A 16448-nucleotide genomic window follows, 5' to 3' on the forward strand; every position below is an offset into this window, starting at 1 on the left:
TTTTGCCGTTTGCTTCCTTCAGATCCCACCTCACGGTGGACACCCTTGCATAGGCTAACGGTTCTCGCTCGACTGAGCCCGTAGAGGACTTTCACCTCCTAGAACAACGCCATGCTCGGCGCACCATTAAAAAAGCCATGCAGCATATGCATGGCTTTGTTTTTATTCGGCAAACTAAACACTACCGTTAGATATTTTTGTCCTTACCCAGCGACAATAGCCAGATACAAATCACAGCTACTGCAGCAAAACCAGACAGGATGATTACAGGCATGGCTGCATAACCCATTACATGCCAGATGATTGACTCTAATGTACTCATTGTTTCTCCTTATCTGAGGCTTACTGCCAGCCTTCAATACCAGACATATCAGGTAGTTTGTGGGCAATCCCCTTATGGCAATCTACACAGGTCTTATCGCCGGACGCCAATGCCGTAGAGTGCTGTTTCGCGCTGCGGCTTCCCTGCTCAGAGAAGTCCATGTACTCAAACTCGTGACAGTTTCGGCACTCTTGTGAGTCATTTTCCTTCATTCGGTGCCACTCACGGTTGGCGAGATAGCCCCGGCGCTCCTCAAACTTCTCTTCGGTACTGATCGTCCCCATCGCATAGGCCACCAGCTCTTTCGAGGCTTGTACCTTGCGAACAATTTTATCAGTCCAGTTATGTGGCACGTGGCAGTCAGAACAAATTGCACGAACACCCGAGCGGTTGGCAAAGTGTACCGTTTCCCGGATCTCTTTGACGATCGGAGCGTGACAGCCAGCACAGAACTCTTCGGTGTTGGTCGCTTCCATACCGGTGTTGAATGCGCCCCAGAACAGCAAACCGCCCATGAAGCCCATGAACAGCACCAAACCGACAGCGACCTTACTCGGAGATGTCAGTCGACGCCAAAACGTTTTCAATAGTTTCATCTTATAGCCCCTTTAGCACTGATGGCTATAACTAGCGCAGCGCATCAACACGCTGGAAATCATTTTCAACCAACGGCTTAGCATCTGCTTGTGGTACGTGGCACTGCAAGCAGAAGTAACGTGCTGGTGATACATCTGACAATACCTGCCCTTCACGCGGTGACTGGTAGTGTGTCACGCTGATCTTGGTCGCGCCCATTTCATTGGCATTTTTCCAGCTATGGCAGGCTAGACACTTATTGGCATTTTTCGACACTTCGTAGTTACGGATGGTGTGCGGTACCAAAGGGGGCTGGTAAACATAATCACTATCAATCGTGCCCTGATCGCGAGGGTAGCGTTTCATTGGATCCGCCGCGCGGGTTGCTTCCAGCTCGCTGGCACCACGTAGTGACTCCAAGCCACCGATACCACCCGGGTTGTGCAGCTCTTCTGCACTGTGTACAGCACCAGCCAGCATCATGCCAAATGCCATTACTGCTAGAACTAATCGTTTCATTGTATTCTCCGCCTACAGGCTAAATTCAGGTCAAGGTCGGGCTGTCCGGCATGCCGCCAGACAACCAACCTCTTCAATTTGTTGCTATTTATACTTTGGTGATCTTCACAGGACACTTCTTGAAGTCGGTCTGCTTGGATAGCGGATCGGTGGCATCAAGAATCAGCTTGTTCACCAAAATACGGGCATCAAAGAATGGAATGAATACCAAGCCCACAGGTGGACGGTTACGACCACGGGTCTCAACGCGGCAGCGAACTTCACCACGGCGAGAAGCAACCAGTACTTCATCACCACGACGCAGGCCTCGTGACTGAGCATCATCTGGGTGGATGTAACACAGTGCATCCGGCACCGCTTTGTAAAGCTCTGGTACTCGGCGAGTCATGGTGCCGGTGTGCCAGTGCTCAAGCACACGGCCCGTTGACATCCAAAGATCATATTCTTCATCAGGCACCTCGGGTGCTGGCTCGAACGGGGCAAAGATGATGTTTGCCTTGCCGTCTTTGTGGCCGTAGAAGCGGAAACCTTCACCGGCCGGTACATATGAGTCATGACCTTCAGAGAAACGCCACTGGGTCTCTTTACCGTCAACAACCGGCCAGCGCAGGCCGCGTACCTGATGGTATGTATCGTATGGGGCCAAGTCGTGCGCTTTGCCGCGACCGAACGCCGCGTATTCTTCGAACAGGCCTTTCTGCACGTAGAAGCCTTGCGCTTTAGCATCATCATTCAATGGCTGGGTTTCAGACATTGGGAATTTATCGACCTGACCGTTACGGAACAGGATGTCGTACATGGTTTTGCCACGGTACTGTGGTGCTTTTGCCAGTAGCTCTTCACCCCATACTTCCTCAACCTTGAAGCGCTTGGAGAATTCCATGATCTGCCAAAGGTCAGACTTAGACTCGCCCTGGGTCTCAACCTGCTGGTACCATGCTTGGGTACGGCGCTCGGCGTTGCCGTAAGCACCTTCTTTCTCGACCCACATTGCGGTTGGCAGGACAAGATCAGCCGCTTGCGCCGTTGCGGTTGGGTATGGGTCAGAACATACGATAAAGTTCTCTGGGTTACGGTAGCCCGGCAGACGCTCTTCATTGATGTTCGGGCCAGCCTGCATGTTGTTGTTACACATTACCCAGTAGGCATTCATTTTGCCGTCTTTGAGCATACGGTCGTGCAGTACCGCGTGGTAACCCGGCTTAGGCGGGATCGTACCTTCTGGCAGTTTCCAAATCTTCTCGGCAACTGCACGGTGCTTAGGATTCGCCACCACCATGTCGGCCGGCAGACGGTGAGCAAAAGTCCCCACTTCACGCGCCGTACCACACGCCGATGGCTGGCCGGTTAGCGAGAATGGGCTGTTGCCCGGCTGCGAGATCTTACCGGTTAGCAAGTGGATGTTGTACACCAGACTGTTCATCCACACACCGCGGGTGTGCTGGTTCATACCCATGGTCCACAGTGACATCACCTTGGTGTTAGGATCGGCGTACTGTTTCGCCAGCTCGATCAGCTTCTCCTGCGGGACACCCGACATTTCAGCGGCTTTCTCGACGGTGTACTCGGCAACAGAGGCCTTGTACTCATCGAATGTCATGGCATGCATGGCACCAGAGTTGGCATTCTTCGCTTTCTGCTGGCGAGGGTCTTCGTCACGCAGGCCGTAACCGATATCGGTATCGGCACGCTTGAAGTTGGTGTGCTTGTTGACGAAATCCCAGTTAACTGCATCGTTCTGGATGATGTAGTTAGCGATGAAGTTACCAATTGCAAGGTCAGTTTGCGGCTCGAAGATCATGCCGTTGTCAGCCAGCTCGAACGAACGGTGGTAGTACGTCGACAACACGTTTACTTTCACGTGCGGGTTGCTCAGACGGCGGTCAGTCAAACGGGTCCACAAAACTGGGTGCATTTCCGCCATGTTCGAGCCCCAAAGCACGAACGAATCTGCGTTTTCGAAGTCATCGTAACAACCCATCGGCTCATCGATACCAAAGGTACGCATGAAGCCCACTACGGCAGATGCCATACAGTGGCGTGCATTCGGGTCGATGTTGTTAGAGCGGAAGCCGGCCTTCATCATCTTCGCTGCGGCATAGCCTTCCATTACGGTCCACTGGCCTGAGCCAAACATACCTACGCCCGATGGACCATGCTTTTTAAGTGCTTCTTTCCATTTCTCGGCCATCACATCGAACGCCTGATCCCAAGAGACCGGCTGGAAGTCGCCATCTTTATGGAACTTGCCGTCTTTCATACGCAGCATTGGTGTCTGCAGACGATCCCGGCCGTACATGATTTTCGACAGGAAGTAACCCTTGATACAGTTCAGGCCCTTGTTGACCGGCGCTTCCGGATCACCCTGAGTCGCCACGACACGACCATTCTGTGTACCGACTAGTACTGAACAACCTGTACCACAAAAACGACAAGGCGCTTTATCCCACTTAATTTTGGTTTCGTCAGAACTAACAATTAAGTTAGTTGCTGATGCTGGCAGCGAGATCCCCGCTACAGCTGCTGCCGATGCAGCGGCGTTTGCTTTCACAAACGCACGTCTTGTCATTTTCATGAATCTTCCTCAGATTGCGAGTCGAAGTGTTCGATTTGGTGATACACTAAAAACGTGGTTAAAACGTGTTCTAAGTTATTGATTTTATCTATGGTGTCAGTCACGTAGCCCTGGTTTTCGGTTTCCAGAACCACAATGATCTTCCCTTCTTCACTGTCGCCGTAAATTTCTGCATTCGGCATTACAGCAATCTGCTCTTTGACAGAGGCCAGATACGCCGGCTTGACATGAACAACCAAACTGGAAATGTGTACTTCTTGTAATGCCATCGCTAACTCTCTTCGTTATCGTTATTCACCATGGTAATTGCCGATGCCGGGCAGACCGACACACATGCACCACACCCCGTGCAAACTGAGCTCTCCAGCTCAGGACGGGCAACACTGCCCGGTTGCAGTTTGAACCGAATCGCCATCACCTCGCACGCATCACCGCAGCTTCGGCACTCAATGTTGTGGTGGGCCAGGCAACCCTCATTAACCTGTGCCACCAAAGGCCATGGCTGCTCTGATTGCGGCTGAAACAGCGGCTCGGGACAAGCCTCGGCACAGCGGTAACAGAATGTGCATTCACCACGCTGAAAGTCGACGGAAGGAAAACCTCCGTCGCCTTTGGCAATAATTTGTGTTTCACATGCATTGATACACTTGTTGCACCGGGTACAGGTGTCGGTGAAAATCTCTTCTTCGACCACCCAGGGCATCCGCTGCAGGTCAGGCTTGCGACGCCGTGTCAGTAATCGACGACGGGAACGATCAAACATTGACTCTATCCTTCGTAAAATATTATTAATAAAAATAGTGATTACGGGCAGCAGCTTGGCTATACAAAGCAAGGTGTACCAATAGACAGCTTCAATGAATTACAACAAATAATCACAAGCTGTCATTTTTTTACACGACAAGTGTAAATCCCGTAATAAATGCTTAAATACCTAGTAAGGGCTAATTGGGGGTTAAATTTGTCTTGGATCAATAAATTTAAATGCTCAGCCTCTCAGTATAAAAAAGCTATGTTTTATCGAAGGTGGCTACTACTCACCCCATTTGCACCGAAAACCACCAGTCTGTCTATTAAATGTAGACCAGATTAAAATAGAAAAGCGTATTCAACTTATCTTTAAGATAGCGTTTTAAAAGGAAAATCTGTGAAAAACAGGCCTCTAAAGCCCGTCACTACCACTATTGCCAGGGCGATGCTCGCAATCCTGCTTCTTTCCGTGGTGACCACCAGCTTTGCCTTACTGACTTTGGCTTCCAGTTTGAATGATGCCGAAGCGGTCAACGTCTCCGGCTCATTGCGCATGCAGAGTTACCGGTTGGCTTATGATATCCAGACCCAGTCGCCTCACCTTCAAGCACACCTGGATATGTTTGAGAAGTCCTTGTTTTCGCCTTCAATGGCGGCACTGGAACACTGGACGGTACCGACCAATATCAAGATGCACTACTACAACTTGATTGGCCGCTGGGAAGACTTACACCCTTTGCTGCATAACGGAAATGAACGGCTATTTCTCAGCGAAGTCGTAAATTTTGTCGACCGTATCGACCAATTTGTCTACGAGTTACAGGAATTTTCCATCATCAAGCTACAGCTCCTGTCGATCGTCGGCGGACTGGGACTGAGTTTGATCCTCATTGCCGCGCTGTTTACCATCCATTTTACCCAACGCAAAATCGTCACCCCGCTTAACCAAATGGTCACTGCCAGTGAGCAGATCCAAGAAGGCAAGTTCGACCTTACCCTCGATGTCAAAAGTGACAACGAGTTGGGGATCCTGGCCGGCACGTTTACGACCATGGCGACCGAGCTCGGCAAGCTATACCGGAACCTCGAGAAAAAGGTCGATGAAAAAACCCGCCGTCTGCGCCAAGCCAATGAATCATTACAGGTGCTGTATGACTGCTCGCAAGAATTATCGCAAAGCCGCCTGAGTACCAAGAACTTTGCGGTGATGCTCGATACGCTGCTGGCCATTGAGGGGCTGACCGCAGCCAAGCTGCTCATCGAAGAGAGCAGTGGCAACAATACTGAAATCCTCGCCGGCGAACCATCGGGCAACAACTGGCATTACCATGACCTCGAACTCGACGGCCAGGTACTGGGCCAATTATGGTGGCAAGACACCCTCCCTTGCCCCGATAAGAACCTGATTGAAAACATCTCCCGCACGCTGGCCCGTGGGATCTACTACAACCGGGCCCAGAAGCAGTCAGAGCAGTTATTATTGATGGAGGAGCGTGCTACGATTGCGCGCGAGTTGCATGACTCCCTTGCCCAGTCTCTGTCGTACCTTAAAATTCAAGTCACCCTGCTCAAAAGGCAGCTAGGGCAAGGCGATCAGACGCAGACCATGGCAATTATCAGTGATATTGACCAAGGGCTCTCCGGGGCTTATACCCAGTTACGGGAGCTACTAAGTACCTTCCGGCTCACAATCAAGGAAGCAAACTTTGGTGAAGCATTGGTAGAAATGCTAAAACCTCTAGAAGAACAGAGCGATGCTTTATTGATAATAGATAACCAGCTTTCATCGCTGAGTCTGGATGCCCATCACCAGGTGCACTTATTGCAACTGATCAGAGAAGCAGTACTCAATGCCATCAAGCATGCACAAGCTGATGAAATCATTATTACCTGCCAGCAAGATAACGAGACTGTGACGATCAATATCAGCGATGACGGAATAGGTTTTGATCCGGCCGATGAAAAACTCAATCATTACGGCCTAGCAATTATGACCGAGCGGGCTTCACGCCTTCACGGTACACTGGAAATCAATACAACCAAGGACTCTGGCAGCAAAGTCACCCTTCAGTTTCAGCCTGAGTCCCAAGGATAACAATATGACGTGTTGGAAAATTATGATTGTTGATGATCACCCCTTGATGCGCCGGGGGATCAGCCAGCTTCTAAGCTTTGAAAACGACTTCGAGATGGTTGGCGAAGCCAGCAACGGCGCCGATGCCGTCGTGCTCGCGCAGGAAAAAGAACCAGACCTGATCCTGCTCGATCTGAACATGAAGGGGATGTCAGGCCTTGATACCCTCAATGCCATGCGCGCGGAAGGCATCCAGGCCCGCATAGTCGTACTCACGGTCTCTGACAGCCGTTCAGATGTCAAAGCCCTAGTCAATGCCGGGGCCGATGGCTACTTGTTGAAAGATACCGAGCCAGATCAACTCATTGCCTTATTAAAACAAGCCATGTGCGGTGGCCAGGCTTTCAGTGATTTAGTACGTGAATATCTGGCCGACAGCGCCGAGCAAGACTCGCTGCTCGATACCCTGACGGATCGGGAAATGCAGATCCTAAAAGAGGTGGCTAAGGGCTACCGCAACAAGCAAATTGCCGATAACCTGTTCATTTCAGAGGCAACCGTAAAGGTCCATATGAAGAGCTTGCTGAAAAAGCTGCAGGTGAAATCCAGGACGGCAGCTACCGTTCTTTATCTAGAGTCGCAGGGACAATAATGATCAAAACAAGGCCACTGCTTATGCTGCTGCCGGCAATGATGCTGGCAGGGTGCAGTACGACGCCACTGTCAGATAATGCCGGAGGAGTCGTACTGACCTGGGATACCAATGATATTCACAATACCTGCGAAAGACGGGGAACGCTTATCGGCTCCCAAGGCAGTTGGTACAACTATTGGCTCATCAGCGATAAGGCGCTTACCCGGGGGGCATTGAACCAGCTGCAGAATCAAGCTTATGAGCTTGGTGCGAACAAGGTCTCACTATACAGCCCACCCGACTTTTCAACCTCTGTGACCTTGATAGGCAATGCCTACTATTGTGAATAAGTTCAGCAATAAAAAAACCGCACAAGTGCGGTTTTTTTATCAACTCGATACGGAAGAGATTATATCCCTTTCTTTCGATTCAACCCAGTTGACATCAAAAGGCCCCCAGTCGCTTAGCTGGTAGTAGCCATCATTATGGCGCTTACCATCTTGAACAAAGGCCAATTCAATGCCAAACCCCGGCAGGGCTTTAAGAACATCCTGAATGGTACGTCGCGGCCAACCGGTAATTTCAATCAGCTTAGGAACATTGGGACGCTCTAGCTGCTCAACGAGCAAAGCGAGATAAAGACGACGGGCAAAAACCGGATTCAATTCCATTGAGACCTCCATAATTTAAGGTTTTTATTATTCCGACTTCTGCCTGCGGGGTGTTGAGTTTGATCAATATGAAGGAGGATTTCCCGGTTTTGGTCGTGATTTTCGGTGATCTAGGTCTCAAAACATCAGAACATGTCAATCAAGAAACAAAAAATACATGTTTAAACAACAACTTGAAAAATCACACAATTAGGCGCAAAACCCATTCCACCTTGTCTCCTATACTTTGGACAACATCGCCATCAACCCAAGGAGCCGCCATGATCCCAGCTTTCTGGTGTATTATCGCCATGATACTGATTAACTATATACTGGCGGGGATCGGGGGGTGGTTAACCGTCCGCCAAACCGGCAAGCTCGACATCAACCAACCTCGGCTCCAGGACCGCGAGCTCACAGGTGCCGCCTCAAGGGTTAAAGCTGCCCAGGCCAACGGCTGGGAAATCCTGACGGTATTTTCGAGCTGTGTGTTCATTGCCCATTTGGCAGGGGTGCCCGCCCATGAATCCGCCCTCCCCGCGTATCTTTTTATCATCAGCCGGGTACTTTACTTCATTTGCTATGCCTTCAAGCTCAGCCCATGGCGGACCATTGTATTCGTGCTCGGGATCCTGGCCAATATCTGGCTGATCAAACTGGCGATCCACTACGGCGGCTGAAGCCATTGCACCCCATGGCTATTCCCGCTATAAAGGGAGACCAAGTTCACAAAACAAGTCAGCCAGAATAACTATGAGTACAATTGCTTACGGCATCAAAAACTGCGAGACAATCTTGTAGGTAGTGCCGTAACAACAGTTTTCCAGATTGTCTGTAGGGTAATTAGGGGCATAAGTGCCGCTTGGCGTGTAAAGCCAATGATGTTGAGCAGTACGTTAGTTACGCGGTAGTAATTCTTGCCAAGGGCATTAACTTCAATACCGTCCTTTTCTAGCTTCATCCTTTCCCGACCTACTACTTCTAGAAGGCCAAGCTTATAGAACCGAGCAAAGGCACGCTTAACTGTTCGTAGGTTGCTATCTGTAGCTGAACCGAACACTGCCAAAGCAATGTCTTCTTGCCTGCGGTAGCAAGTCCAATCCCTAGCTTTATCTGCGTACTTAACAACGTCCCGTAGGATAGCCTTGTAACGGGCATGACGTTTATAGGAGAAAAGCGAATAGTCTGACTCAATACGGTCAGCAATTGCTTTGGCTGTGAATGGAATGTCGAGGTGTTTCGTTTGTTTTTTGATCATATCGTCTTCTTTGCAATGGTCAGCATCGTTGAGACTTGGTAAAATATGACCCATGTCACGTACCTGCTGATCATACGGGTACGTGCGGTAAAGACTGACGCCAATCAGTTTTTACTTGTGGGTGCTAGAGCTGGTTGGTAGCCAGTTCAATCACCAAGTCTGCGGGTGACGCTATCGTCTTATGCTCACCCGTAGGCGAACCCTTCCGATTCTACAACTCCCTTTGCTTCAAACCAGAACAAATTACTGCTTTAGGCACTAACCGATCATTTTTTGATCATCACTGTCCCGCTACAGAGACATTACTGTTAATTCAAATAACAATTGTTTATTTATTGTTCGCTCTTAATATTACTTAAAGCGATCTCGATCTTACCTGTATTGTTTTTATGTATTGTTTTAATGTCCTGTTTAGTGGTGACAGAAACTAGGTGACAGAAGCTAGGTGACACTTTGTGATTTTATTAAAAGGAAACAACAGTTTATCCACATAATTTGTGTGTAAACGCTATTGGAGAAAGCAGCATGGAAGCAGGCGTACAGAAAATCATCAGCGACAACCCATGTTGGTACGCAATGACAGGAAATCAGCGAACCAAAGAACTTCTCAATCGATATTTTGGGCATGGTCTGCCGCTCACCAAAGCAATGGAGAGTGAGCTAGGGAACTGGCTAACAGAGATTCAACTAAGGGGTGTCCTCACAAATGAACTGCACTTAGCCAACGGTGCGGTCTATTTTGCTTCTTTTAGACAGGGATGGAAGTCTAACCCGATAACCGTCTTTAGGTTTGTCAGAAAGGATGAAAACCAAGCTAGTTGTTACGGTGAGTCTGTCTATGAGGATGAAGGGAAGCTGTTCTTACTGCCCCACTACAAGTTAGATTACACAGTACCCGACGAACCGGTATTGGCCTTTGGGTTAGAGCGTGGTGAAGATATGCTGCTCCACTACTGGATAACTGAATGTATGGCTAAAACTGTTAACATTTAGTTCTTCATAGCTCGGCGATCATGAAAAGTAGTAAAGCTGCTTAAACATAGTGACAGTAAGTGACAAAACTATAATTAAACGTGCTGTTTGATCGAAAAACTACGTTATTGATTTTCATGTTTTATAAAACTGCCTTGGTAGTAGTCAACAAAGATAGCTATATCACTGCACTGTATAAGCAACCAGTTGTTGAGATGAAAACGTGACATTTATCCAGTTTTGAAATTTAACGACCAATAATTTTTAAAAAACTGCACTAATCAAAATGCCACTATAGAGGCGCTGAGAGCGATTTTAAGAGCCGCTACTATACATCCATGCCTAGTAAAGCCTTAATAGAAGTTATTCAACCAGTGACCATTTTAGAGCCGTTAAAATGGACGTTTTTATTGTTGACTATTTAATACAGCAAGGTATTATACGCCGCCTCTGACGGTTGGTTGACTATTCCACCAACTCGTCATAAAGTGCATTTGTCAATTTGAAACAGTTAATTAAAAGTTAACTTGTAGTTATGGGTTTCGATCCTAAACTTCAAATTGAAACAGAATTTGTCGCGGACTAGTCACCCGAGACGTTAAACAAATAGTCGCCTAAGGAAGTAGCCATTCCAAAGTCGACTCTAAATAAACAGTCGAAGGTTACGTATTTCCTATCGACTATAAACAAGCAATAAGCCTGCCAGCTCCGATTGGCGGGCTTTTTGTGCATGGGTGTTTACAAAGCCCTACATTCATGTTACAATGGTCGCATATGGTGAAAAATTCCATATGTGCTTTGGGACGGTTGACCCCTGACCTAAGCAGTACAACTAAGTGATCGCTTCACTTAGAAAAACCCTAAATACGTATCCTCATAAATCGGAGAAATTACCTTATGAGAAACCAAAACCAAGTAACACCAATGCCGAACACATCTCGTATCGGCCTACCTCTTGCTCACCTGTCTGACAAAACCATCAATGATTACGCCAAGAACCTTTGGCAAATGCGTAAAAACAAACTATCCAAGACAGCTCTCGTCTTCATGGCTATTGCTAATCAACCTGGTATCAGAACAAATGAAGTTCGACCACTAGCTAATGATTGCAGTAACGTCCCTAGCCTTGTTGATGACATCAATAAGAAAATCATGAACAAAGGTCTCATGATTATTCGCATGGAACCTGTCGGTGTAGCACCTAACGAAGCATTTCATCACTGGTATCTTGTCGAAGCACCCATTATGCAAGTACCTGTTGAAATGGCAGTGAATGACCCTATTCAGTAACTGCTAAAGAGCAAGTGACGAAAGCACTGTTGCCTTAAAGTAGCAGTGCTTTTTGTCGTAGGTGAAATTCACATTACTAATTCATAATTATCTAAGTCATTTACCATACTGATTGTATTGTTCCGCTTACGGTCAATTCTCCCCCACTCATAAAGCATTAACTTGCACACATCTGTCTGTTCCCGTTTAATCGCCCCACAAAAATCAATACTACGGAAAGCCAGAAACGCCAACGGATTGCGCTTACAAAGCAGCGAGCCTAATCATGAACAGACGTTTATTCATCCTCGGAAGCCTTTCAGCCCTTTTTGTCGGCTTTGATGCAGAAGCTAGAAGAAGAGGTGGTCGACGCAAGAGCCGTATTACCAGAACGAGCAAACCAAGAAGAACCACAACTTCAACATCATCAACCCGAAGAACCAACAAGAATCGTAGGGAAGACAACAATCGAACTATTCGCGTGACGACTAATATGTTCGGTAAGCCAGATGGAAAGAAGATTGGAACTGCAACTAGAGGGAAGAGGTACACTCTAAACAAGACAGATGGAAGCTGGTCTTATATAAAAGTCGATGGGATGAACGGCTGGGTTCGTAGCTACTACCTGTAATTGATCAAAATACTAGCGTCTTTGCCCTTTGCAGAGGCGCTCCTGCTTAAAATCTTCAAGACAACACCACGCAAACTCTCACAGATTTCACGTAGCGCACGATGTTAAAGCTCATCTTGACACTGCTCGTCTTCCAATGAACATTACCAGCTGTGTAGCTTATTCCCCCACACGCTGTAGTGAACATAACTACAGGGGTATTACCTATAAGCAAGACAAAACATTGCACCAAGTGCAAAACAATCAAAGCTATTACTGATTTTCATAAGAATGGTAAAGACCATAGTGGAGTTCAGCGATACAGAGCATCATGCAAGCTGTGTGAGGCCGAAAGAGATAAGATTAAGTACCAAGCCAAAATAGCTAAACGCTTAGCTAATGGAGAAAAAGTCAAAATACGCTGTAAGACCACCTTGGAAACTATTCCGACTAATACTCTTCCATGTCTTCAAAAAGGCTCATGGATGAAGTCTGTGTCTGGAACGTACAGGCATCCTGCTTATAAGCATGGACATACCAAGCATCATCTGTTTAGAACATGGCTACAGATGTTAAATCGTTGCCATAACCCAAGAAACCCACAGTATAAGGACTACGGTAAGCGTGGTATCACTGTCTGCATTCGTTGGCGTGAGAGTTTCGAGGCATTCTGTAAAGACATGGGAGATAAACCAGAGCCTAGCATGTCAATAGATCGTGTTGATAACGATAAGGGGTATACCAAACAAAACACACGCTGGGCAACACGAAAACAGCAATCGACAAATAATAGGTCTAATCGTTGGCTTGAGTACATGGGAGAACGTTGGCGACTGTGTGACTTAGCAGAGTATGTCGGAATAGCACCAACAACATTGGCATCTCGCATTGATAGAGCTGGTATGAGTGTTAGTGATGCAGTTGAAAAACCCTTGAATCAGCATAAAAGTCCAGACGTATACAAAAAAAAGGCTGCTGAACTTGGCATCAGTCCAAGCACGTTGAGATGTCGAGTGAAGAAACATGGCTGGCTTATAGCTATAACAAGTTCATTCACGCGAGGTCGACCTAAAAATGTAGAAAAACATTAGGTTCCCCCCAATTGCAATTTGTAGCCCATGAATGAGAAAGGAATCGATTGTATTAAACAGAGCGATACCCCCCATATACCTCCACCTTTCCTGTATTTTCGATTAACTGGATTTAGCTTAAATGTAGGGAGATAGCACTCTCATATTTTTTTGTGACTACCATAGAGGGCATGCTTTGTAGTCACCATGTGTTCGGTCATTGGCACATGTTCAGTCAGGCTAATCAAGGCCGTTGTGTCAAGGGCTGTCAGGCCAACCCGTAAAGTGTTCGATCTAGAGTGTACTTTAGTGCGAACATATTTTTATTGACATACATGTTCGCTCTGTCGTAACTTGAAAACCCTAAACCGAACACCATGTAAATCGAGCAATAAATGAACACTAAGTACATCCAACTACTGAACACCATCGGACAACTGCGAGTTGACCTGAAAGATAGCGGTCTAGGTCTGAAAGTCCGAAGGGAGCAATTGCAGAAGGAACTAACCAAACTGACTCAATACCCTGAGTTCAACGCAGTGAAGCAGACTGACCACGAGTACCAAGCGGCTATGACCACTAAAGCTTGGGATAAGGTCTACACAGCGTCTGGTGGCCTACTGACTACCATTGGCATTTTCACTGATGGGCTTAAGTTCGACACTCCTACCTCTACCCTGATTGTGTTCAGTGCTGAGGGGGTCGAACAGCAAGACGTAGTAGCCAAGCGCAAGCGTCAACCACGAGGTCTACTAGCAACAGTCGAAGCAGCCAATAAGGGAGAACTTGACCTACCTGTTCGGTCTGAGGTTGAATGTTCGGTCAAGCCTGAGCCAAAAGCTGCTGAGGTAATTGATCAAGAGGAACAAGTAGTGACTGTTCAGTCTAAAGATGATGTTCAGCCAAGCAATAAGCTAGAACACACAGCAAGCCAAGAACCAGTGAAGGCCGAGGAAAAGTTAGACCGTGTTGAGCTGGGGCAAGCCAAGGTTATTGCCTATGTTCGAGTGTCTGATGTGAGTAGGCAGGACAGCAGCACACAGCGTCACACTATAGAAGAATATGCAAAGACTAAAGGCTTTCATATCACTGAGTGGCGAGAGTTCAGCTTGTCAGGTAGCAAGACCACTAAGTCACAACGTGGTATCGACAACCTTGTGGAGAGTGTTCAGTCTGGCGATAAGGTATTGGTATCTGACATTGCTCGATTAGGCCGTGAGTCAGCTTTGGGTACACTAGGCACAATCAGCCAAGTCATCGAGCAAGGCGCTGAGTTCCACTTCTGCTATACCAAGACAATCATTAAACCTGAGAACCAGAATGATCCTGCTGTTATCTTCATGGCACTGGGTGAGGCTTGGGCTGCTGTTAAGTTCGCAGAGGAACGTAGTCATAAAGCCAAGGCGGCAGCAGCTAGGCGTAAGACTTCTGGCCTACACAATGGGCGCAAGAAAGGTGCTGTCATCAAGAGTAAACTGGATGAGTACGCTGCATTCATCACCTCTGAGCTAGACAATGGCACAGCCAAGACAAAGATAATCGCTAAGCTGGCAGATATGGGCTGTAAGGTAGGCCGAACACAGTTCTATGCTTGGGTAGATAAGCGAACAGGTGGTAAGGGTATTGATAAGTCCCTTGGTCGTCAGGGTGTCAGCAAGAAGGATGCTAACTGATGGCTCGTAAGCAGGGGCAAATAATCAAGCACTGGCTAGATGACCATGGATGGCTCATTGACAAGGTACTGAGTCACTGGCAAGGGAATATAAGCAATACGGCCTACGACCTCAGTAACAGCCTACGAAGAGACGGAGAGCATGTTAAGGCGGTGACACTACGGAGTCAGCTAAGCCGCTGGCTCAAGCGTAGAGAGCAGCTGCTAGGGCTAGCAAAGCTTAATGGAATAGACATAGATTTAGATTACACAGCGGTCATAGAACTACTACAGGCCAAACAGGCTGATGGCAAGCTTATGGGAGAAAAAGAGTTCACCACTGTTGGCAAATAATGGTGAACTTGGAGCTTCTATTGTGAGCAGAAATCTAACTTTTGCTACAAAAAGTTAGAGCTATAAGGTACAGCACCACTTTGTATCTGTCATGGATTTCTACGCCTGAAAAATGCTGACTGGGATTAATTTGATCAAGATTGTAGAGAATAGATCATGTATCAAACAGTACCTATCAGATTCCCTCCTGGTCATTCGTGTGGAGGCATTAACCCACATGCTCTGATAAAAGGTAAGTTATTTAGCCGTAGCTTAACTGATAATACGACATAGCGAGCCTAGGCATATGACAATGTCTCATGTCTTGGCTTCTATTTACCCACATGTCTTGAAGGGGGTCGACTGAAAGCTTACATACAGTCAGACCAAAGACACTCCCATTAGATATACCCTGTGTTAACCATAGGCCAGCACATAGCAGCAGACAGGTACGACTAATAGCGACCATGGATAAAGAACTTAATAGATGATTAAGGCCAAGGACTCTAATAGCCATACTGACAGCAAACCATAGGATAACCATAAGATAGCCATTAGCTAACTGACAGCTACCCTAATAGCTCATACCAAGGATAAGAATATATAGGTCTTTAATCCAAGGATGCTATAAGCCGAACCATAGATGACGACACTCACGTTGGCGTAGACTATTAGATAAGGGAGACTATCTCATACCACAAAAAGCCATTAATAGCAACAACCTAAACGCTGTGCGGATTGTCTAAATTACTGACTAGTAACTATCCTTTTTTGCTTTTGGCCGTCTATACGTCTATGTGTAGCCAAGCTGGTTCACGTCAATGCACTATCGGTTCGTAAACCATCCGTCCACTCACAACCAACCTCACGCCATAATCGATTGCACTTCTGAGAAGCCCTGAGAAGCCCCCTGTAAAAACATCTGTTCAAGATAATGTCATCGTAAGCAAAAGCAGTAAAACCCATCATATAGCCATACAGGTGCACTAGTATTTACCCACACGTCTTGAGAAGATGAACCAAAATACCATTGCGTAATTTTCTTAATGAATGTGGTTTGCGTATTCCGGCCCATGCTGAACACTCATTCCGGTTCAATGTGAACACCTATTCTGGTTTAACATGAACACCCATTCCGGACTCAATGTGAACACTTTTACCCACATTTCCGGAATCCCTTTCAAC

17 protein-coding genes are annotated in these 16448 nt (G+C 47.2%); 9 read left to right on the forward strand and 8 right to left on the reverse strand.

The window, feature by feature from the left end:
* Positions 1–187: 187 nt before the first annotated feature.
* The 6 genes from C9J03_RS25845 to napF form a co-directional block, all read right to left on the reverse strand.
* The gene (locus tag C9J03_RS25845; protein WP_082060665.1) at positions 188–322 is read right to left on the reverse strand and encodes a TIGR02808 family protein; all 135 of its coding nucleotides are present in this window, start codon (positions 320–322) and stop codon (positions 188–190) included.
* Between the two features lie 20 nt (positions 323–342).
* The gene (locus tag C9J03_RS25850) at positions 343–918 is read right to left on the reverse strand and encodes a NapC/NirT family cytochrome c (protein ID WP_039460654.1); all 576 of its coding nucleotides are present in this window, start codon (positions 916–918) and stop codon (positions 343–345) included.
* A gap of 31 nt (positions 919–949) precedes the next feature.
* Positions 950–1393 carry a nitrate reductase cytochrome c-type subunit gene (locus tag C9J03_RS25855; protein ID WP_411185580.1) on the reverse strand — a complete coding sequence of 148 codons (444 nt, stop codon included), beginning with the start codon at positions 1391–1393 and terminating at the stop codon, positions 950–952.
* Positions 1394–1505: 112 nt separating this feature from the next.
* The gene (gene napA, locus C9J03_RS25860) at positions 1506–3992 is read right to left on the reverse strand and encodes a periplasmic nitrate reductase subunit alpha (protein WP_044624031.1); all 2487 of its coding nucleotides are present in this window, start codon (positions 3990–3992) and stop codon (positions 1506–1508) included.
* Positions 3989–4261, reverse strand: coding sequence for a chaperone NapD (locus C9J03_RS25865; RefSeq protein ID WP_044624032.1), 273 nt, complete (start codon positions 4259–4261; stop codon positions 3989–3991). Before C9J03_RS25865 ends, napA begins: the two co-directional genes overlap by 4 nt.
* A gap of 2 nt (positions 4262–4263) precedes the next feature.
* Positions 4264–4755 carry a ferredoxin-type protein NapF gene (napF, locus tag C9J03_RS25870; protein WP_044624033.1) on the reverse strand — a complete coding sequence of 164 codons (492 nt, stop codon included), beginning with the start codon at positions 4753–4755 and terminating at the stop codon, positions 4264–4266.
* Positions 4756–5139: 384 nt separating this feature from the next.
* On the opposite strand from napF, the gene narQ reads away from it, so the two are divergent.
* The 3 genes from narQ to C9J03_RS25885 are packed head-to-tail and all read left to right on the forward strand — an operon-like array spanning position 5140 to position 7800.
* Entirely contained in the window at positions 5140–6837 is a 1698-nt protein-coding gene (gene narQ / locus C9J03_RS25875) for a nitrate/nitrite two-component system sensor histidine kinase NarQ (RefSeq protein ID WP_044624034.1), read from the forward strand.
* Positions 6838–6841: 4 nt separating this feature from the next.
* Positions 6842–7468 carry a response regulator gene (locus C9J03_RS25880; RefSeq protein ID WP_044624035.1) on the forward strand — a complete coding sequence of 209 codons (627 nt, stop codon included), beginning with the start codon at positions 6842–6844 and terminating at the stop codon, positions 7466–7468.
* Positions 7468–7800 carry a DUF4156 domain-containing protein gene (locus C9J03_RS25885; protein WP_044624036.1) on the forward strand — a complete coding sequence of 111 codons (333 nt, stop codon included), beginning with the start codon at positions 7468–7470 and terminating at the stop codon, positions 7798–7800. Before C9J03_RS25880 ends, C9J03_RS25885 begins: the two co-directional genes overlap by 1 nt.
* A gap of 39 nt (positions 7801–7839) precedes the next feature.
* On the opposite strand, the gene C9J03_RS25890 is transcribed toward C9J03_RS25885, so the two are convergent.
* On the reverse strand, positions 7840–8121 hold the full coding sequence (locus C9J03_RS25890) for a winged helix-turn-helix domain-containing protein (protein WP_039460646.1): 282 nt from the start codon (positions 8119–8121) through the stop codon (positions 7840–7842).
* A gap of 260 nt (positions 8122–8381) precedes the next feature.
* Between C9J03_RS25890 and C9J03_RS25895 the strand changes: the two genes are divergently transcribed.
* The gene (locus tag C9J03_RS25895) at positions 8382–8780 is read left to right on the forward strand and encodes an MAPEG family protein (protein ID WP_044624037.1); all 399 of its coding nucleotides are present in this window, start codon (positions 8382–8384) and stop codon (positions 8778–8780) included.
* A gap of 95 nt (positions 8781–8875) precedes the next feature.
* Here C9J03_RS25895 and C9J03_RS25900 read toward each other — a convergent pair whose 3' ends face one another.
* Entirely contained in the window at positions 8876–9412 is a 537-nt protein-coding gene (locus C9J03_RS25900) for a hypothetical protein (RefSeq protein ID WP_044624038.1), read from the reverse strand.
* 471 nt (positions 9413–9883) lie between these two features.
* On the opposite strand from C9J03_RS25900, the gene C9J03_RS25905 reads away from it, so the two are divergent.
* The 5 genes from C9J03_RS25905 to C9J03_RS25920 all read left to right on the forward strand — a co-directional run bounded on the left by C9J03_RS25905 (position 9884) and on the right by C9J03_RS25920 (position 15284).
* Complete coding sequence (locus C9J03_RS25905; protein WP_044624039.1) at positions 9884–10351, forward strand: hypothetical protein; 468 nt, start codon at positions 9884–9886, stop codon at positions 10349–10351.
* A gap of 876 nt (positions 10352–11227) precedes the next feature.
* Positions 11228–11620 (forward strand): hypothetical protein, encoded by a 393-nt coding sequence (locus tag C9J03_RS25910; RefSeq protein WP_044624040.1) that lies wholly within the window; start codon positions 11228–11230, stop codon positions 11618–11620.
* A 1083-nt stretch (positions 11621–12703) separates the two neighbouring features.
* Positions 12704–13300 (forward strand): hypothetical protein, encoded by a 597-nt coding sequence (locus C9J03_RS26555; protein ID WP_197078612.1) that lies wholly within the window; start codon positions 12704–12706, stop codon positions 13298–13300.
* A 374-nt stretch (positions 13301–13674) separates the two neighbouring features.
* Positions 13675–14952, forward strand: a complete 1278-nt coding sequence (locus C9J03_RS25915) for a recombinase family protein (protein WP_052829833.1) — start codon at positions 13675–13677, stop codon at positions 14950–14952.
* Entirely contained in the window at positions 14952–15284 is a 333-nt protein-coding gene (locus C9J03_RS25920) for a hypothetical protein (RefSeq protein WP_044624041.1), read from the forward strand. Before C9J03_RS25915 ends, C9J03_RS25920 begins: the two co-directional genes overlap by 1 nt.
* Positions 15285–16448 lie beyond the last annotated feature (1164 nt).

Source organism: Photobacterium gaetbulicola (genome assembly GCF_003025515.1).
GTDB lineage: Bacteria > Pseudomonadota > Gammaproteobacteria > Enterobacterales > Vibrionaceae > Photobacterium > Photobacterium gaetbulicola.